Origin of the sequence: Bradyrhizobium sp. BRP22 (assembly GCF_020194175.1) — a bacterium.
Classification (GTDB): Bacteria; Pseudomonadota; Alphaproteobacteria; order Rhizobiales; family Xanthobacteraceae; genus Bradyrhizobium.
Genome location: NZ_JADYVX010000042.1, coordinates 45,327 through 65,255, shown reverse-complemented (window position 1 = coordinate 65,255; position 19,929 = coordinate 45,327). Strand labels below are relative to the sequence as shown.

General features: G+C 62.6%; 8 protein-coding genes. 6 read left to right on the top strand and 2 right to left on the bottom strand.

Going from position 1 to position 19,929, the window contains the following annotated elements; genetic code table 11:
• The first annotated feature begins 226 nt into the window (after positions 1-226).
• From I6F35_RS34125 to I6F35_RS34115, 3 genes are all read left to right on the top strand, one after another.
• Positions 227-562 carry a hypothetical protein gene (locus I6F35_RS34125; protein ID WP_225122035.1) on the top strand — a complete coding sequence of 112 codons (336 nt, stop codon included), beginning with the start codon at positions 227-229 and terminating at the stop codon, positions 560-562.
• A gap of 105 nt (positions 563-667) precedes the next feature.
• Positions 668-1,534: a hypothetical protein gene (locus I6F35_RS34120; protein WP_225122034.1), complete on the top strand. Its 867-nt coding sequence runs from the start codon at positions 668-670 to the stop codon at positions 1,532-1,534.
• A 95-nt stretch (positions 1,535-1,629) separates the two neighbouring features.
• Positions 1,630-1,914 carry a hypothetical protein gene (locus I6F35_RS34115; protein WP_225122033.1) on the top strand — a complete coding sequence of 95 codons (285 nt, stop codon included), beginning with the start codon at positions 1,630-1,632 and terminating at the stop codon, positions 1,912-1,914.
• A 1,124-nt stretch (positions 1,915-3,038) separates the two neighbouring features.
• Here I6F35_RS34115 and I6F35_RS34100 read toward each other — a convergent pair.
• On the bottom strand, positions 3,039-3,188 hold the full coding sequence (locus I6F35_RS34100) for a hypothetical protein (protein ID WP_225122032.1): 150 nt from the start codon (positions 3,186-3,188) through the stop codon (positions 3,039-3,041).
• Positions 3,189-3,499: 311 nt separating this feature from the next.
• Between I6F35_RS34100 and I6F35_RS34095 the strand changes: the two genes are divergently transcribed.
• The 3 genes from I6F35_RS34095 to I6F35_RS34085 are packed head-to-tail and all read left to right on the top strand — an operon-like array spanning position 3,500 to position 4,646.
• Complete coding sequence (locus I6F35_RS34095; RefSeq protein WP_225122031.1) at positions 3,500-4,105, top strand: RNA ligase family protein; 606 nt, start codon at positions 3,500-3,502, stop codon at positions 4,103-4,105.
• Complete coding sequence (locus tag I6F35_RS34090; RefSeq protein WP_225122030.1) at positions 4,102-4,467, top strand: hypothetical protein; 366 nt, start codon at positions 4,102-4,104, stop codon at positions 4,465-4,467. The genes I6F35_RS34095 and I6F35_RS34090 overlap by 4 nt, the downstream gene beginning before the upstream one ends.
• Positions 4,464-4,646 (top strand): hypothetical protein, encoded by a 183-nt coding sequence (locus I6F35_RS34085; RefSeq protein ID WP_225122029.1) that lies wholly within the window; start codon positions 4,464-4,466, stop codon positions 4,644-4,646. The genes I6F35_RS34090 and I6F35_RS34085 overlap by 4 nt, the downstream gene beginning before the upstream one ends.
• A gap of 737 nt (positions 4,647-5,383) precedes the next feature.
• Here the strand turns inward: I6F35_RS34085 and I6F35_RS34080 are convergent.
• On the bottom strand, positions 5,384-19,921 hold the full coding sequence (locus I6F35_RS34080; protein ID WP_275945529.1) for an LPD38 domain-containing protein: 14,538 nt from the start codon (positions 19,919-19,921) through the stop codon (positions 5,384-5,386).
• Between the last annotated feature and the right edge of the window lie 8 nt (positions 19,922-19,929).

Below are 19,929 nucleotides of genomic sequence, written 5' to 3'. Positions count from 1 at the left end.
CTTCCAGAACTTTGACGCATCTTCGGCTTGGACCGGGATGTCGCGATCAATGTGATTGAATTTCAAGTGTTTAGCTCGGCAAGGCGATCGCCCGACCACGAACGGAAACCGATCAAAAACCGCCAAAAACCCGACATTGCCGGCGAAGAGTCCCGGAAAAAATCCCGGACTGATTTATTGTGTTCGCCATATGTTCTTGTTGCCATGGTGGGGGTTATAAAGGCGCATGGCAGCGCCGCCTCTCTCCCAGCTCTTCCTCCGCCCCACGGTCATAGGCGGTGTGTCCCGCGAAGGCGATTATCAGGTCATCTGGGATGGTTTTTCGATCGGGCGCATCTACAGCACCCACGGCGTCGGCGGCCACCATATCTGGAATTGGGGTGTCATCCTGGCAAATGTCCCGCAACGCCCCGATGACCGCGGCAGCGCCGCAGACCTCGAAGATGCCAAGCTTCTTTTCAAAACCGCATGGCTGCGGCTTCGCTCCCGCCTGAGCGACGAGGACATTGCGGAGGCTCGCAGAATTTCGCGGGACCGAAGCAGACCTTGGCACAAGAGATGACGCGCGTTCAATCCAAACGCCTGCTCCCGAGACGGAAGAGCTAAGCTGCACGGATGGGTTGCTTTGGCGCCGCGGGCTGTGAGAGGTTCCGACGCAGAGCGCATCTTGGCGAATTTCGATACGAGGGCTCCAGTGGATTTTAAGCCAAAACCGGGCGTGCCGCTCGGTAAACGTTTCACTCATGTTTATCGCGAACGGGGGAAGGCAACGACCGACAGTAATAAAATGCGACATCGGTTCGGGAGTTTGCTCGACGGATATGGCCAGAAGTTCGAACAGTTTGCCGAAAGAGAGCTGGGCGTTCCAACTCCGTGGTCCACGAGCGCGTCGTGGAAGACTCTACTAGCGAAATGGGATCTGGACGACCTTTTAGACATTCCAACCGTTCTCACTGACTACCTGAAGGCCAAAGGCGGGGAGGCGAGCGCCAGGATCGTCCTCAGAGAGATCAACCGGATTTTCGAGGAGGAGAACGTTTCTTATCGAGTGGACACGAACGGAGGGGTTCACTTCCTTCATGACCACGAGTTCGAAGTCAACGCCAGGGCTACGCTGGCTGGTCTCGGGCTGCCACGCTATGCGAATAGCAAGGATCGGTTCGAGAGCGGTATGACTGCGATCAATGCCGCGGTGCCCGATGGCAAGACCGCTATCCGAAATGTCTTCGAGGCTGCAGAGGGGCTCTTTCGTCTTATAGTACCGAAGGCGCACCGATTGGCGGGCGATCAAGTCGTCGCGCTCGAGCCTCTTCTACAAAGGAAGTACGACGGGGACAAAACGGCGCAAGCAGCGGCCGCCAAGTTACTGGCTTCCTTTAAGGACTGGATCGAGGCTTGCCACTTCTACCGACACGAGGCCGGCAAGCCAGACGAGATACACCAGCCGTCGCTTGAGCTAGCCGTTCACCTCGTCAGTGTTGGCGCAGCCTTTATCAGACTGCTGGTAGAACTCGACGAAGGGGCCGGAGGTTGATGGCTTTTTTTGTCGCGCCCGGCGGCACGAACAGCCAAAGAGCGCTGGCCGCAAGGATAAGGCCAAGCTGGCCGAATTGATGAGAGGAGAAGCAGATGGGGAAGGGGGATTCCATAGGCAAGGCAGCAAGAAACGAGATTAGAAAAATCCGCGCCACTTATTGGAACAATTTGGGCGTTGCCATTATGGCTGGTGGGTTCTTCATTCCGTATTTCGCGCTCTACCCAAGATTCTACGAGAAACGGGGGTTCTTTGATCATATACCGCTAGCGGATTGGATCGCGGTAGGCACGACCTTGGTGCCTATGAGCTTTGCTTTCTTCTCCTCACTCATCCTCCGTCACGTTGCCAAAAAAATCCTAGAGGGAATCGAAGACTAGATGTTGAGTCGGGTCCTGACGACGGACGTGGAACGTGACATCTGGCTCTGAGCGCCATGGGAGAAGGCCAAGGCGCTACAGCGGCCGCTGCCCGACGACTCGTCACGCGGATCCGACAAGGAAGATAGCGCATGAAATACGTCTCGGACCGCCCCTATGCCGATCCGCAAAAGGCCGCGCGCCGGATCATGGAGCTGGCGCACGCCGGACTGTCTGTCTAGGACGGTCGCATCCACATCGAGAAGATCAACGGGCCATTCCTGTTTCAGGACGGAGGCTTGCCGGCCGAATACGGCGCAGGCTCAATCTCGCAATCGAGCGCGGATGGCTCTGGATGCACGAAAGCGGGACCTACGTGAAGATCACGCCGGCGGGCGCCGAGCTGTTTGCCTCGACGGCGGTACGGTTCAACTCGTGAGGTCAGGACCTGTTTTGCGGACCAGACACACTGAGCGAGAACCCGATAAAGACGCTAAGCGCTGCTGGCACTCAATCCGTGTCCGAAGAGAGTATGTGAGCCCGTCGGCCCATCCCGCGGGTATGTCACGACCGAAACGCAAGCGGTACTCGATACCATCCACCTTTCGAGGGAACACATCAGCGGGCTCGGCCGAGGCGGCCCCCGACATCAGCAAAAACGTCAGAATGACTATTCGCATTTGTTCCTGTCGGCCGCCCACGGCATATCAAAGCGCTTGAATGACGCCTCGAGCTGTCAGAGCGCGGCGTAGTCTCAATATTTCGTTGCTGCTGAGTGAGCCTGCGAGAACGTAAAGCGAGTGTTCGGGCGGCTGAAAAAACTCCGAAGCCCAAGGGAGCCAGTTGGCCGTGCTTAAATCGAAACGCACGGCCATGGGCAAGCCCAGCTGGTGCAACCGCTCGGCGTTCTGGATTATCAAATCCAGATGCCCGTACTTTGTGCTCTCGAGCTTGACTGTGCCATACGACACCCAGACTCCGCCTCGCTTAGTTGGCGGATGCCGCTTCGTGGCTCGCACCAAAGCTGGCCGCACCGTCTCACCCGGACCGCCATTGGCGTCAGGCAGACAGCACCAAACTATCTGGTGGATGCGAGGAAGGGTTGAGATGTGATGATAATGCAACGGCCCCATGGGCCGTGAATATCACGACTCCTGCTCAACAGTAACCCAACCTTCGTCTCGGAACTCGTTGTGCACAAGCTCGTCGATCTTCCGCACCTGGTCCTCCGAAACTTCATCGGCATAGGCGACAGGGAGCCCATTGTGCAGAGCTTGCTTTCGAAGTGCGTTCATGATGTGTCTCCCAGGCCGATCTTCGCGGCTTTGTCGTTAATTCTAGCTTAACAACCATTTCGCCAACTGAACACCTAACCAAATGTAGAACGAGCAGGATTGTTTCTAGTCCACCATCCGCATTGCTCGTATGACCTAGATCATCTTTAAGCACGATTTATGCCGGCAAATAAGATCGGTCAACGATTCTGTCCTTTTTGTAATCGATCCAAACCGGGACTAATCGCAATAACAAGCGCTGACCTGATCTCCTTTAGAAATAGACAACGAGGCCGATTCGCAATTGGTCTTATGATACCTATCTCTCGGGCATGCCCAACCCGAAGTACCTTCCCTGCCTGCCAACCCGCGGGACCAAGGTTCCTGCTCGTCCGGAATGGCTCCATGAGATCAAGCACGACGGCTACCGGCTGATCGTCCACCGCGACGGCAAGCGCGTGCGGATGCTCACCCGCAATGGCCTAGACTGGACCGATCGCTTTCCGCTGATCCGCGAGGCGGCGCTGCGCCATCGGTCGGCGTCGTTTGTCCTGGACGGCGAGGCCGTGTTGCTCGGCGTGGACGGGCGCAGCGATTTCAACGGCCTGCATTCGCGCCGGCACAATGACGAGGTACAGCTTTACGCTTTCGATCTCCTGGCCGCCGATGGCGAGGACCTGCGCAGGCTACCGCTGCACCTGCGCAAAAGCGCGCTCGCGCGGCTGCTCGCGCGCCGGGTGGATGGCATCCACGTGGCACCCTATGAGCAGGGCGAGATGGGTCCGGAGCTGTTTCGGGCCGCATGCGACATGGCCCTTGAGGGCCTGGTCTCCAAGCACAGGGAACGGCCGTACCGCGCCGGCCGTTGTGACCACTGGATCAAGGTGAAGAACCGGAGCCATCCGAGCTTTGAACGAGTGAAGGATTCGTTCACATGAAAAAGGACGCTTACGAGCAATATTGGGAATGGGCGAGCAAACCCCCGGAGAGCGACCTTTCTATTCCGGCTTCGATCTATAACGCTGTCATGCAGCTTTCCGGCGAGGACCAGCAAGACCGTAGAAAGGTCAACGCCGCTGTAAGACGAAGTAGATGGCAAGCAATCTGCCGCGGCCGGAATGAGGACATCTACGACACCGCCGAATGGACCGAAGCTGCCATCGATGATCTTAAAGCCTCGCTTGAGCACGGCAGCACGATAGAGGAAGCCGCCGGGTTCCTGTGCCGTTCCGGCAATATTCAGGATGTCGAGCGCAAGGCGCGCGAATTGGGTCTTCCAATTCGAGGACAACCGCGGTGAAACGCAAAATCCCCCGCGGCAAATACGTTGTGGAGCGCGTTGGCGGCCCGCCGAAGGACGAAGCTGAGAACTTCATCAAGTGCGAATTTTGCGGCGGGTGGATTGATTGCCGCGATCTGGCAAGCGTGATGGACCACGCTGGGCCGCTTCCGCACCCAGTAGAAGACAAGCCTCAATAGTCGTCAGAACGTCGGCTCTCGGCTCCCGGTAGCGCTTTCGGGCCTCCTCCTGCCAGTATGGGAACAAAGAAGTTCGAGAGCGGCTGGTGACGCATTCGGCGCCACCAGGTATATTCGTGTCAGCACGATCCGCTGCAGCTATTCCCGCAACTGCGGCAGGGATAGCATACGCAATTCGCCGTTTGCCGCTCGCAAGAACCGCACGAGCGGCAGCCGCTATTACCGGCCCAGCCACCACAGCCGCTATCCGCATGTGCTTGTCCAGGAAAAGCTATTGTCATTCCGGCAGCACCCACAATACCTAACGCCAGCGCTCGAGCTCCAAGGGAGAGTGTTCTGAGCGCCAACCTACGAGAGTCATCGTGAGACATCTGTGCCGGCAGCCCTCGGATAGCGCGTGAAATGATGTGGGCCATCCAAAGCGCCGTCATGGCCGCCGCACCAGTCAGAAAGATCGTGGTATCAAGGGAGTTAGCGTAAGCCACGGCAGCCACTAGCCATGACAACGCCATCGAAACGAACGATAGCCTCATACACGTTGGACAAGTGCCAACGTGGCGTACATCGAACATGCTGAGCAGAAGACGAGAGTATTTCATAATTGCCTCCAAAAAATAAATGAAATTGCAACGTTGGATTGTGCACTCATTGCGTGTATTTTCAATGTGAATATCCTGACGGAGGCAATCCGTCGCAGGTTGCCTGCCCAGCAGGACAACCCGAGCGAGCCGCGATGATCATGGCGGCGCAGCCTGCTTTAGATCCCGATACGCTCTGCGCGCTTCTTGCTGGACCTGAGCCATGTTCTCGCGGATCGTCGCGATTAAATCGGCCCGCTCTTTCCGGGTGAGGGCGGGATCGGCCCGCGCCTCCTGTTCCTGGCGTCGAAGGTCCTTCAGCTCCTTGTCGGCATTGCGGAAGATCGCTTCCGCGTCCGACGATACTGAACCTTTCCGTTTGCCCTGGTGGACGCCGAAGCGGTTGCTGCCTTCCTCGATAGTGGCCGCGGCATCGTCGTTCTTAGCGTCAGCCTTCATGGCCTTGCGGACCCGCGCCATACCTTTCTGCACAGCCTCGCGGTCCTCGTAATAGGCTTCTCCCGTCGACTGCTCGACGCTCGCGCCGACGAAGTTGCGGAGGATCGGGATCTGGCTGGCGGGGGTCGGTATGCCGTTCACCCAATTTCTCAACCATGTCGCGCCGCGGTCTCGCGTCTGACCGAGTCCACCAGAGGCAAATTTCCACACATATTCGATATCGCCCGGGAAGAGGTCGATCTTGCCCGGCGCGAAAGCGGTGCCGCCGGAGATCCGGTTTAGGAATCGGGCGACGTCGATCGCCGCCGGCGACGTCGTGGTGAAATACTGCTCACTGTGCGGCTCGCCCTTCTTGACGAACTTCGGGTGGATCGGCTTGCGCCGCCAGTCCTCGTTGGTCGAAAGCTCGAGTAGCGGCATCTCGATCGTCGGCATGATCGCCCGCAACCAGGTGCCGGGATCCATCGCCGAGCCCTCGGCAGTGACCGGAGAGAACGCGCCGACCATGGTGGACAGATAGTTCGCGGCCGCCTCCGCCGGACTGATCTTGCCCTGGGAGAGCATGGCGAGGTTCTCGCCTAGCATCCAGAACAACTGCAGACCGTAGCCCATCGGAATCCGGACCGGGCTTTCGCTACCAGGGAAATAGAAGATGAAAAAGCGTTCGCGCTCCCAGTACTTGCGGCGCATGTATTCGGGCTTCTTGTCCTCGTCGTCCGGAGAGACTGCGAGGTTCCAGAGCGTCGTGGTGAAGCCCGCCAGCACCATGCCGATCGCCGATCGGCGGGCGATCTTCGAGGTTCTGAGCAGGCGGATGATCTTGGTCGCGCCCTGAACGCGGGCGTTGAAGAACGCATAGAACGCGCCGATGAAGGGGCTATGGATGCCCTTGCGGTTGAAGTTTGTCGTCGACTCCTTCGATAGCTCGGCGGCTTTCGCCTTGGTCATGCCCGACTTGACGGCCGCGTCGTAGACCGCAAGCCGCGTACCGGCCTCGATCACACCATTGAAGAATTCGATCGCCTTGAGAACCTTCTGCGCGCCGCGCGTCGGCGCAATCAGGATCGTCTTGCCGATGCCCTCCTTGGTCTCGTTGAACGCATCCTCGATCTCCTTCTTGGCTTGCTCGAGGTCATGGATGCCCATGAAGGCGATCGAGCCGCCGGACTTCTTCCAGTCGGCATAGAGCTGTGCGCGGCGGCCGTCGGTGAACTTACGTCGAGCGGCTTCGCCGAGCTTGTTATCCTGTTCCATCAGCTCGCCAATGAACGCGCTGACATAGGTCCGCAGGGCCGCAATGTTGCCGGCGAAGTTGCGGAGCAGGTTGGACTGCTGCGCGGCGCCGAGAGTGTAGGCCGCGTCCTGCACGTCGCGGAACAGATTGGCGACGAAGAAGTCCGGGTTGCGCGCGGTGCGGAACGCCGAGAACTGCCGCGTCAGCCAGCTATGTGCCTGGATCAGCCACGGCAAGCGCTGCACGCCCACGTTCTTCAGCGAGGTCAGTAGGCCGGGGTGCTTGATGCGGATGTAGTAGGTGTGGCCGCCGACCTTCACCGCGAACGAGTCCTGGGCGAAGGCGGAGGCTACCCGCGTCACCGTCTCGACAAGTCCGGTCTCCCGGTTGATCCGCTGCACCGTGATCGGCCGCTCGCCGAGCAACAGGTCGATGTCGTTTTCGGTCACGGTCTCCGTTCGGCCGTCGGTCAGGATGCGATCGCTGCGCGACACGTCGTAAAGATTCGGCTGCGGGTTCGACTGCATGAACCTCATAGCCGTCCTGCCAACCCGGTTCTGCTCGCCGCGGATGATGGTGCGCTCGCCCATCAGGAAGAGGTTTGACAGGATGTCGTCCGCCTTGGACGAGCGGCCGAGCGCCTGCTTGGTCTCCGGGCCACGGACGTCGAAGCCTCCGCCCTGCCGCGGCGTGGTCGCCATGCTGTCGTCGCCGGATTCAAAACCCTTCAGCGGGACGTAGTGCTGATAGGCTTGCTCCCACCCGCGGATGGTCTCCTCGTGCTCGAGCTGGTCGGCAACCATCATGCTGCGGATCTTGGCCACGATGCCGTCGATCTGCTGGGCCAGCCGCTCAAGCACCTCGCGCCGGCCGTCAGCGGCGAAGGCGTCCATGATCTCCTGCGCCTCGGCGTTGGTCATGCCTGACCCGCCGTCCGGCATCAGCGGGTTGATCTCGGCGATGTGGGTGTTCCGCTCTGGCGCGTGCCTGGCGTAGAGGTAGTCGTGCAGCTCCTCGCGTGTCACGTTTGCCTTGGCGGCAGCGTCGAGGACCGGCTTCCACGTTTTCAGCCAATAGTCCTTCAGCCGCTTTTCGGTTTTGCCCTCGAACAGCGTCGCCGAGAGTGCCATGTCGACGCCTTCGTTGACCTGCCGGCCGGTGAGCTCGACGGCAGACTGCAGGCGCCGCATGTCCACGTAGCGGTCGCCGAGCGCTCGGTTCGCCGGCAGGAACGCCGCGTCGATCATGCCCCAGACGCGGTCCCGCCAGTTGAGGTTGGGCCGCTGCCACCAATCCTGCCAGCGCTCGGGCAGGGGCTCATAGCTCTCGAACCGGTTCAGGTTGCCCTGCGGCTGCACTTGACGGATGTTTGCCTGTTCCGTCACGGACTCCGTGGTGGCAGCGCGACGGTTCGAATATGCGCCGTCATAGGCCGCCTGGAAGATGTCATCGGCGTTCTGATAGCCAAGGCCGTTGAGGTAATTCCTGACGCGTCGGAACAGGTCGATCAGCCGCTCGAAGGCCCTGCGGATGCCGATATGGATGCCCTGCGGTTCGAGGCCCTTGGCTCGGCGCGAGGCGTAATACTCGAACGCCATCGCGCGGATCTCGAAGCCCGCGATTTCGCCGATCTGCTGCTCGGTGAAACCGAAGGCACGGCGCACTACCTCGCGCAGCCGTGCGTCCTCCCGCTTCAAGACCTCCATCTCCTGGTCGGTCAGGATCTTGTCCTCAAGGGAGTGGAACGCCTCGTGGAAGGTGGTGTCGAGCACCTGACTGAGCGGGTAGGTGGGGTCGGCGAGCGCGACGGTGATGAGCGACTGCGCGGGGATGTAGGAGCCAGCGGCAGTTAGCTTGCCCTCGCCGTAGCTGCCCCAGCCCTGCGGCGGTTTGATCGGGTACTGATCGACAAAGCGCACCTGCACAGAGGGCCCAGCGATCTTGCGCACGACGGCCGTGAGCGCCTGTTCGAGGTTGTCGCGGGTTTCGGGCGAGAGCCTCCGACCAGAAACAAAACCGCCGCCCGATGGGGCGGCGTTGTCTCCTACGCGGAGGCTTTGCGCCTCCCCAATTCCTTTCGAACGTAGTCGATCGTTTCGTTCGCGCTCTGCTGCAAGGCGTCGAGTTCGGACGGCGTCAGCATCTCGGAAGTTGAGGAGGTATTGGGCCTCGTCCGCGGTGAGGCTAACTGGATCGAGGTGGAAGAGTTCTCTGACTTCATTTCCAAACCTCCTTTCGATCTCTCGGACCGCTGTCTTCGGCGCTGTCAATACACCGCTTCGGCCAGCATTGACAAGGGTCACAACGCCGACGACTTGCCCGCCGTTCCGCTGGATGTGGTCGGCGAGATCAGCAAGCGTCGATCCCATCACCGTGACGTCATCGACGAGAACGTACTTCCGGCCGGCCTGCACAGGACCGGCGAAGCGAGCCCGCGATGCAAGACGCTCCATCGCCTTCGCGCCGGTGTGGAACGCGCGGTTCGTCTGCTTGATGTCTGCGGTTACATCGCCTCCCGCCATTTCCGCAAGGTAGGCTGCCATTGCCGCCGGGATCGCATTGTGTCCAGATTGCTCCTCGGCGACCACGGGCGCGTAGATGGCGTCGGTTCCGAACTGCTGACGTGCTTTCTCGATGATCGCATCGGGCAGGTTCGCCTCAACGAGGCGCAACGCCGCGGCGGGATCGCCAGCCTTCGCCGCCTTGTAGTTCGGGTTGGCTTTGATCGCCTGGTCCGTCTTGTGAGGCGCGATGACCTCTCCCGCGCTTCTCGGGATGCCGGCGGTGCGCACCGGTCGCGGACCGAGCGAGGCGACTTCGTCGGTGAGCCGTCCGCTCTCGGCGTCCTTGGTCCGCTGGTCGAGGATCCGTATGACCTCTTCCAGGCGATCGCGGAGCTGCTGCAACTCCTCCGCCTTGGCGAACGGCTTGCCCCGTTCCTCGCGCAGCGAGGGCAGCCTGGTCTTGGCTTCATCGACCTTCGCTTGCAGGTAGCGGCCGGTGAACTCGGACTCCCGCTCGACCTCGTTTTCCAGCTTGTCGATCCATGAACGGGCGCTCTGCGGGACGAAGCCCTTGGCGTCCATGCCGTAGCTCTGCTCGATGTCCGCGATGGTCTTGCCGCCGTCGGACAGTGCCAGCGAAACCCGGTGCACGTCGGGATAGACCCCGAGCTGCAGGCCATAGCCAAGCATCTTGCCGATCGTGACCGGCTTGTTCGTGTTGCGGCTGGTCTGGTGAAGAAGCTCGGTTGCCTTCTTAGCGACGATCTGGCCGAAGGCGGTGCGCGAACGCACAAGGTCACCGTCGATCACCGCCTCGATCGGCAGGGAATCGCCCAGCGTCTCGTTGAGGATCGCCTGCGCCATCTCCCGGTTGCTGATGCGTTGGCCGCTAATATCGATGGCGTAGCGAGCGTTCTCGTCGCCTGCCTTCTGCGCCTCGATCGCGGCTTCGACCGCGTTGTTCGCATCGAGCCGGTTGTCGTAGGGCTTGCCTTCGACAGTGACGGAGCGGCCGGCGGCGTCCTGGCGCATGGTCTGGATCGCATCGCGGATGCGGCCAGCCTTGGCAAGGCCGGCTTCGATCCGAGCCGGATAGTCCCGCTCGGCGCGCTCGAGGTCGTAGATCGCGTCGTCGATGCCGAAAATCTTGCGGCGGTGCGCCCGCTCCAAGAGTTCGAGCTTGTCAATCTCGGCAAGCAGTTTCACGCGCTCCAACAGAAGAGGATCGCCGGAGGCGAGGGCGGCGATCTCGGCCATGCCGACTGAGTCCTCGTCCTCGAACTCCATGTTGAAGGCACCGTCGTACTTGCGGATGCCGTTGATCATCTTCAGCTTGGTGGCGTTCAGATCCCACATCTTCGCGTCAACGGTGCGCTCCGTGACGTAGGCGAGGATGTCCACCTCGAAGTTGTCGGCGCCGTACTTCTCCAACAGCTTGTTGCCCTGGCGGATGATGCGACCCTCGCGCTGCTCGATATCGGAGGGCTTCCACGTCACGTCGCCATGGTGGAGCGCGACGAGCCGTTCCTGCACATTGGTGCCGGCGCCCATGCGGGGCGTCGAGCCGATCAGGACGCGCACGGTACCGTCATTCACGTTATCGAACAGCGCCTTTTTCTCGGCATCGTTGTTGGCCTCCTGCACGAAGCGGATTTCGTCGGCAGGGATGCCGCGCGCGATCAGATTGCCCTTGAGCTGGTCATAGGCGTTCCAGCCGCCGGCCTGCGCCGCGCGTAGGGTCTCCATCTCGTTTGGATCGAACTTCTCGAGCTGCTCGACAAGGTCGCGGTATTTCGCCTCGTCGCCCGCCTCGAGGGCCGCATCGCGCCGGGCGATCAGGTCGTCATAGTCCTTTGAGACCTTCTTGTCGCTCTTCGCCGCGGGAACGCTGCGGTCGACGAATACAAGCTGGGTGCCCGCGTCTTTGGCGCTCTCCTTGTAAATCCGGTAGATGTTATCGGCGATCTGGCCGAGCTTGCTGCCAGCCTCGTCGCTCTCGCTGCTCGGATCGGCCGCGCGCACGTCGAGCGAGACCTTGCGCGCACGGTCCATCAGCCGCAGCCGGGTGGCATTGCGCTCGAACGGGTCTTTGATGTTCGGCAGATTGTTGAAGCCGGCCACGATCGACCGCAGCATCTCCGACTGCGCCGCCGTCGGCTGGACCACAACCTCCTTGCGGCCGCCGGTCCGAACCTTCGGTACCGGGAAGCGGGCGCCGTCGTTGTCCTCGGCGTACCAGCGGTTAATGTCTTCCTGGGAGACCGCGTCGGTGAAGGAGTAATAGAGCTCCATCAATGCCCGCATGTTCGACCAGGTGCGGCCGAGGCGGGTAACTTCCTTCAGGCCGCCGGCCTCAGTCGGCTCGAACTTCGCCGTCGCGGAGACATATTGCGAGCGCCAGGCGTCGAAGTGCTCGATGCCAAGATCCTGCAAATCCTTGGCCGCGAGGTAGCGCATCATCGTGTACATCTCGACGGCGCTATTGGAGATTGGCGTGCCCGTCATGAACGTGACGGTGCCGTTCGGGCTATCGCGCAGCACTCGGACCTTGTTGTAGAGGTCGAACGCCTTCTGGGAGCCGCTCTTGTCGCCCATGCCGCGCACGCCGGTCAGGCGCGAGGAATAGAACAGGTTCTTGAACTCGTGGGCCTCGTCCACCGTCAGGTCGTCCACGCCCATCTGCTCGAAGGTGAGCATGTTGTCGCGACCCTGCTTTTTCAGGGCATCCAGACGGCCCTCAATCGCAGTGACGAGCCGCTCGGCTTCCTTGACCGTGAACGGCTTAGTTCGTCCGCCAATGCCATCGGCTGCGGCCTGGTCCTGTGCTTCCTGCACTGCCTCCTTCGCGAGGCGCAGTTCCTCTTCGAGGAATCGGCTTTCGGTCTCCGGAGAGATGCCGATGAAGCCGAAGGAAGAGTGCGGGACGATGACGACGTCCCAATCGCCCGTTGCGATCTTGGCGAACAGCCGGCGCCGGTCCTTCTTGTCGAACTGGTTCTTGCCGGCGGCGAGCACCTTGGCGCCGGGGTAGAGGCGATAGACGTCAGCCGTCCACTGATCGACGAGATGGTTCGGCACCACGATCATGGGCTTGCGGGACAGGCCCATGCGGCGGCGCTCCATCACACGCGCGATCGCGGTGAAGGTCTTGCCGGCGCCGACCACATGGTCGAGCAGCATGAACCGCTCGTAGATGCCGCGCCACACGGCGTTTTTCTGATGGCGACGCAGCCGGATCACTTCATCCGGCACCTTCCCGGGGAGCGTCAGGTGCGAGCCGTCGTGCTGCCGATTGACGCGGGTGTTGAACTTCTCGTTGTAGATGTCGACGAGGAGATTGCGCCGCTCGGAGTTGGCAAACACCCAATCGGCAAAGTCGTTCTCGATCTCCTTCGCCTTCAGCGAGACGAGCGCGGTTGCCTCCTGATCGACATACTTCTTTCCTTCGCCGTCCTCGCGGATGACCTTTGGAACGCGGGAGTTGAGAATGCCGCGCAGGATCGCGTCGGCGGTGACGTCAGCGGTGCCCCACTGATCGGCCTTCTCGCGGCTGTAGTCGTCCACGTAGAGGTTGAAGGAGTTGGTGATCTGGGAATAGTGCACCCTGGCTGGGACGCCAAAGAGATGCTGCGCGAAATCCGCGTAGACCTTCGGCGGCACCCAGTTCGAGCCGGGCATGACCGAGATGTTCTCGGCACTCCAGCGCGCAGGCTGCACCTTCTCAAGGGCCTCGGCGTTCTTGTTCAGCCCCGCGGCCTGGGCGGCCTTCAGCTTGCGGACGACGTTGCCAGATAGATAGCCGTTGGCCGTCTCGTAGCTGTTGGTCTCGGGGTCCTTGTAGAGCAGGGGCTTGTCGCCGCTGATCAGTTGCTCGATTGCCTGTTCGCGGGAGATGCCGAGCAACTCGGCGATGCGGTCCATGTCGGCGTGGCCGACTTCCGAGAGCGTGATCGAGAGCGCGTCCTGCGCGGTCTCTGCTCGCGTGGCGGGCTCATACTTCGGCACCACGCGGCGCGAGATGATCGGTGCCGGCGTCGCGGAGGCGGGGCGGGCGTTTTCACCCGTGCGCGCTGCCTTGGTGTGCGTGACCGGGGCGCGGTAGCTGGTCTCCAAGGCGAGCACCAGCGCGCCGTCCGGCAGATCGTTCAAGAGGCGGAGGTTCGCCGCGTCGTTGAGATAGCCGTTCGATCCGACGAAGTCCTTGTAAGCTTTCGCCAGCTTCGTCCGGTTACCCTCCATCTCAGCAGTCGGGGCGTCCTCCGCCTCGAGGGTGAGTTGGCGCTTCGTGAGGTCGCGCAGAGTCACCAGCGCTGAAAGCTTATCATATTTGGCCTTGCCGAGCCGCATCGCGGCCGGCACCTGGTTGCCTTCGAAATACTTCCGCTCATAAACATTTCGGGCGCCAGCTTTGACCTTGGCGCCCTTCTCGTCGACCTTCGGTTCGAGGGTGTACCATCTGCGCTCGGCATCCATGAGCAGTTGCCGCGACCACGGCGAATCCGGCGTGATCGCCCGCTTAATGGGCTCATAGCCGCCGGTCGGGGTTTCGCGCTCGGTGATCTGGTACAGCTTGCCGTCAGTGCGCTCGACGTGGCCGACCTCATGACCGGCCAGCGCGATGCCGAGCGACTCCGCCATGGTCTGATAGCGCTTCAGCGTCGCGTCCATCACGTCCTGGTGCAGGTCGAGGACGTCGCGTGGGAGCCGCTGGATGGCCTTGCGGAGCATCGCTCCAAGATCGGCGCCATTCGCCAGCGTGACGTTCACCTCACCCTTCTGGCGCATGGCGCCGGAGCGCTCGAGCTTCCCCATGACCATGGCGGGGTTGCGGGCGAAATAGCTGTTCACCACCAAGTCCTCGCCGCCCAGCGGATCGCGGACGGTCGTGGTGTTGACCCATGCGGGGAGGTCGCCGCTCTTGTCCTTCTTGAAGTTGGCGATCTCTTCGGCGGTCGCTTCTCCCTCGGCCGGCGTATGCCGCTGCAGGAAAACGATATCCGTCACCACGTCGGTGCGGGCGTTCTCCTTGAACGCAGTGTCGGGCAGACGGATCGCACCCAGAAACTTCGCCTTGGTCGCAATCATCTCGCGCGCCTTGGTGTCCTGCGCGTCCATCAGGTAGCGCGAGACGACAAGGATCTGCAGGCCCCCCGGTTGCAGGGCGTCGAGACCGGCGAGGAAGAACTGGTTGTGGATCGAAAGCCCGTTGAGCTCGGGCTGATACTGGAAGCGCAGCGACTCCGCGCCGAACGGCGGATTGCCGATGTTGAGAACGGCTTCACCAGACGGTAGCGGCAGCTTGTGCAGGCCGGAATGCAGAACGGTGTCCTGCGGATAGAGTGCCTTGGCGATGCGCGCGGTGACGCTGTCGAACTCCACCGCGATGAAGCGAGTGTTTCCCGCGATTTCCTCCGGCACCAGGCCGAGGAAGTTTCCGGTACCGGACGACAGCTCGAGCGCAAGACCGCCCTTGAAGCCGAGATGGCGCGCGGCCTCCCACATCGCGTCGACCACGGTGCGAGAGGTATAGTGCGCGTTGCGGGTGGAACGGCGCGCGGCCGTCAGCTCGTCTTTGGTCAGGAGGGTTTCGAGCTGCTCTCCGCGATCCTTCCAATCGGGTTTGAGGTTGCCGTCCGTATCGCGGAAGGCATTGGCTAGGCCGCCCCAGCCGACATAGCGCGCAAGCGCGCGCTGCTCGTCCGGCGTCGCGCGACGGTTCTCGCGTTCGATCCGCTTCAGCGTCTCGATCGCCGCGATGTTGTCGCGGAACTTCTGGCCTTCGGAGCCTTGCCCGAGTTCGGTTTCGTCGGTGATGCGGTAGTTGAGGGCAGGGAGGTTCGGGGCCTCGGCCGGCGTTACCGGACCGGAAGGTTCTCCTCTGGATCGTTCGGTACCGGCGGGTGCTTCTGATACTCGGCCTCTTTTGCCGCCAGCTCGCGCGCCTGCTCGTCGTCCACGGGCTCCGCCGGCAGCAGGATGAACTTCGGCAGCGCTACCTCCCGCGCCTCGCTCTCCTGATAGCCCCGGCTCTTGAGCTGCTCGATCTCCGTCTGCGCGAGGTTCGCTGCTCCCTGCAGTTCCTCCTCCAATGTCCCCGACGCCCGAAGCTCCGCCACCATCTTCGGCAGAAACTCGGTCCAGTGCTTCCTGGCTAAGGCTTTCAGCTCCGGAACGCTCATCGGCTGACTCCGCGGCGCCATTATCAGTCTCCTGTGCTGAGAGGTCAATTGCGCCCGACCGGACGTCCTGGGCGAAGCGGATCAGGTAGGGGCGCATCGCGTTGATGGCAGCGCGGTCCATCTTGGCGGTTTGGACGAGATACTTCACGAGCTCGTCGAGCATCGCCTTTACGTCGCGACCCGCCTCCGCGAAATGCGCCACTCCCGCCATGAAGAACGGCTTGGCCTTCGCATAGGTCTCATCGTCGAAGGTCGGGCCAGAGCCCAGCTTGCCCTTCGGGCTGAACAGAGCGTCGAGCCCCTTTGCCACCTCGGCGAGGCCCATGCCCACGTTCTTGGCGGCGGACTTCGCGGCGGCGCTGGCGGTGCGCTTGGCCTTCGGCTCTGGGGCATACTTGTCGAGCGCATCGTCGATGATGCTGTCAAAGTCGAGATCTGAATCAGAAGGCCCGCTTTCGCGGGCCTTGGTGAGATCGAGAAGATCGGTCTGTTTATTCTCGTCGCCGAATAAGCCTTCGTCGGCCGGGTGCTGCGCAGCCTTGGGCCTAAGCGGCTCATCCGCCTTGCGCTGCGCCTGCTCGGCCTGGCTGATCTTCTCAGCGCCTGGGAGGACAGTCTGCTCGCCAGCGTCGGTGCGCTCGGTGTTTGGTGGCTGCTCCACAATAATCTTGTCACCGTCGATCGTGAAGCCAGCCCGTATATTTGCCGGATCGTAGATCGCGACTTCGAACCCGCCGCCCGAGTTATAGCCGTCGACACCACGGCGCTTCCAAAACTCGCGAGCGTATTGAGCAGGCGTCAGATCCTTGCCCCACGGTTCGCGACGATCCGCACCTCTCTCCAAGGTAAGCCTGAGACGCCCCATCACATGAATGGCTTTCGCCATCTTGTTCGATGCGCCGTCAGCCTCCCACGGCACCATCGTTTCGGGCTTCACGATATTGCCGCGCACCCAGAACGGGCCAAGCAAATGGCCGCCACCGCGGCCTGGACCGTACATCTCGGCACTGCTTTTTCTGGCGCTCAAATAAATCGCGGGGCCGAGAACATCGTTATCGAGCGTAGATTCCTTGAACGTCGTGAACGGTCCGTATGTGGTGCCGTGCCAATACTCCGCCGAGGTGTCGAAGCCTTCGGCCTTTGCCTTCTCGGCGAGCGAGGCATCTACAGGTTCTGGAACTTCTTCGCTGGGTCGCTCGGCTCGCTCGGCCGCGGTTGGCGCCTCACCTTCGCCGGATCCTTGGCGATCTTCGCCAACGTCAGGAAGGTCGCGGACCTCTTCAGCAGGTCCTCCTTCTCGTCCGGATCGTCTGTCTCCGCTGCCTTCGTCCGCAGCAGGACGCTCATCCGCTTGTGTTGGTCCGGGTTGAACAGCATCGAATGCTCCAAAGTCAAAGATATCATCAGTCTCTTCCGGCGTCACCGGCATGTCGGCTTCGAGGTTGCGCATCGCTGCGCGCTCGAGTGCCTCGTCCGGGTCCAGGTCCTCGTCGGCCATGATCTCGGCAGCCAAGGCGATGTCCTCGGGCCGGTTGAGGCTAGACGGCTGGCCGTAGCTTTCCAGCATCGCCTCGATCTCGGCGCGGTTCTGGGCGAGGAGGACGTCGCGGTTGGCGTTCTCCTCCTCGATCCGCTCGGTCTCCCGCCTGGTCGGCTCGCCCTCCTGGCCCTCCGGCAGGCGGCGCTGGCCGCGCAGCTCGTTGTCGACCGCATCGAGGAAGTCCCGCACGGTGCTGGTGCCGTCCGCCGTGCCGCGGAAATACCCGGCTTCCTCGGCGGCCTCGCGCATCTGGTCGAGGTTCATGCCCGTCGGTCGGACCACGGCGAAGCGGCCCGCGCGGCCCGGAACGTTCACGCGGTGCGAACCGGTGAGCCCGAGCGCGGTCAGCTCCGGGTTGGGCGAGATGCCACCCTTGCTGGCAATGAATTGCAGGAGTGACGTCGGCTCGCTGCTCTTGATGGTCTTGGGGGGAGTGACGGCCTTGGTCGTAACGACCGGCGCTTTTAGATCGCCATCGCGCAGCCAGGACCGGAGCTCGTCGACCGACATGGGCGCGATCGCGCCGAGGGTCTTTTCGCCCTTGCTCGAGGTGCTGAGATAGGCTTCGCGAGCGGCCTGCTCGCTGTCAAAGCCAGCCATGACCTTATGCTGGCGGAATTTGCCGGTCTCGGCGTCGTTTTCGTCGATGACGTAGACCTGCTCGTTCTCAGGGTGCTCGCCCATGAACACATCGACGTGCATCCCGTCGGCGCCGGTGGTGCCCCGGATGTAGCCGTAGGCTGCACCCATTCGGGTTTCCCACGGCTCCTTGGTCTCAGGGTTCTGGCCGCGGCGCACGCCGCCAGCCTCGGTCTCAATCGAGATGTCAAGACCGTTCCACTTGACGTGACCGAGTTGGCGGTTGTTCGCCTCGCCCTGGGCAGGTGTGTAGTCCTTGCTGACGGTGTCGAGAGCGGCTTTCAGGTCGGCTGCGGTCTCGACATTGACCGGCACCGCGCGCGATCCGACGACGTGGTCATCGGCGCCGAACTCCGGCTTGATGCCGGACTCGCGCGCCTCCGCGGCTTCGCCCTCTCGCTGGGCGGGCGACATGTCAGCGATTTGCTCGTCGGTGTAGCCCATGCCGCGAAGGAGCGCGGTCTCCTCGCCTGCGGCCGTGGCCGGCGGGATAGGCTCGACCGCTTGCGCGGGCGGCGAAGGCGGCATCTCGGGCTGGCGCGGAGGCGCCGGCGGGGTCTCCGGCTGCTGCATGACCGGGGCAGGCCCAAGCATCGGCTGCGCAGGTGCAGCCGGCGGGGCGGGCGGCGGCACCGGCGGGTTCGGCGACTCCGCGAGCACCTGACGCAGGATGTCCTCCGGCGTGACCGGCTGCTGCGGCGGTACCGGCACGCCAGCCTCGGCGCGGCGGCCGGTGAGAAGCGACGGCGCGCTCGCGACGCCGGCCATACCCATGCCGAGCATGGCGCCGACGAGCGCGTTCTGTGCCACCCCGGCGGTGATGTCGCCCGGGTCTTTGCCGAATAGGCCCAGCTTAGCGATGTTGTCGAGGAGCTGCTGCACGCCTTCCTGCAGACCTTCCTCGCCCATCTCCTTCAGGATGAGGCCGAAGTAGCGCTTCACGGCGCCGCCGCTGGCATTGTCCATGTGTTCGATCGCGTCGCCGAGACGGCCGAGACCGACACCCTCGGTCGAGCCAATCGCGCCGCCAGCGATGTAGGCGAGCGCCTTCTTGTAGGCGGGCTCGCCCATCTCGTTCGCTTCGCGGTAATACTGCTCAGCGTTCTGCGCGCCGCCGGCAACAGCCGACGTCACCGCCGCCGGCAGTCCCGCTGCCCTGCCGACTACGCCGGTCACGACGAAGCCGACCGCAGATCCCGCGCCCTGGCCGATCTGTGCGGTCAGTTCCTCGTCGCGGGTGGGGTCTGGCTGATTCTCGATGCCGACCTTCCTCGAAATGCCCCGCATCTTCTCGGCGACACCGGTACCGCCTTCCACGCCGGCAGCATCGAGGGTGGCATCGACGGGGCGCGCGAGACCGCCGATCGTGTCAGGGATCGCGCTTCCGATCGCGGTGGCAAAGCGGGACGCCGCGTCGCGGACCTTGTTCTGGGTGGGAGGAGCGGCGCGCTGGGCTGCGGCCAGCGCCTGCTCGGCCTGCGCCAAGTTGGCAGTCGCGTTGTCGACCTCAGCATCGACCGCCTGGCGCTGCAGGTCGCCTGTAGTGCCGCGGCGCGTGCTTGGGGCCAGCACGGCGCTCTGGCGCTGCTGGGCCACCTGAAGGCGCGTGCGGGCCTCGGCGACGGCATCCTCGGCTGCCTTGATGCTGGCCTGGCGCTCCGCCCATGCCTCTTCGCCGGTCAGCATGTTCGTGGTCAGACCGCTGCTCGGCGCGCGGAACGGCGCGTTGTCGAGCGGCTGAACCTCCGGCATCGGCTGGGTTGGCTGGATTAGGCCCGGCGCCTCCGCGGGGCGGGATTTCGGGAGCGGTACCGGACTCTCGATCGTATCGGCTTCGGCCGGCCGCGCGGTGGGCAGCGGCGGGCTCTTGATCGGCGCGGTACCGATCACTTCATCGTCGCCGCCGAAGTCCGTGGTCTTGGGCTGCTTGGGCGTCGCAGATCGAGTCGGCTTCGCGGAGATGATCTCGTCGTCCGCCCCGAAATCGAGCGGCTGCTGCACAGGTGCCGCCGGCGGCGGTCCGGCGCCCTCGTTGAGCCGCTCCATTCCTTTGCGGATCAGGCGATCCATCACGAGGTTCTGATCCACAGGCGCAGAGGATTGTTCACCGGCCAGGCCGGTGATGAGATCTTCAAAATTCATGCGTGGGA

Coding starts and splice junctions, on each gene's coding strand:
- I6F35_RS34125 (WP_225122035.1), top strand. CDS start 227: ATGGCAGCGCCGCCTCTCTCCCAGCTCTTCCTCCGCCCCACGGTCATA.
- I6F35_RS34115 (WP_225122033.1), top strand. CDS start 1,630: ATGGGGAAGGGGGATTCCATAGGCAAGGCAGCAAGAAACGAGATTAGA.
- I6F35_RS34100 (WP_225122032.1), bottom strand. CDS start 3,188: ATGAACGCACTTCGAAAGCAAGCTCTGCACAATGGGCTCCCTGTCGCC.
- I6F35_RS34095 (WP_225122031.1), top strand. CDS start 3,500: ATGCCCAACCCGAAGTACCTTCCCTGCCTGCCAACCCGCGGGACCAAG.
- I6F35_RS34090 (WP_225122030.1), top strand. CDS start 4,102: ATGAAAAAGGACGCTTACGAGCAATATTGGGAATGGGCGAGCAAACCC.
- I6F35_RS34080 (WP_275945529.1), bottom strand. CDS start 19,921: ATGAATTTTGAAGATCTCATCACCGGCCTGGCCGGTGAACAATCCTCT.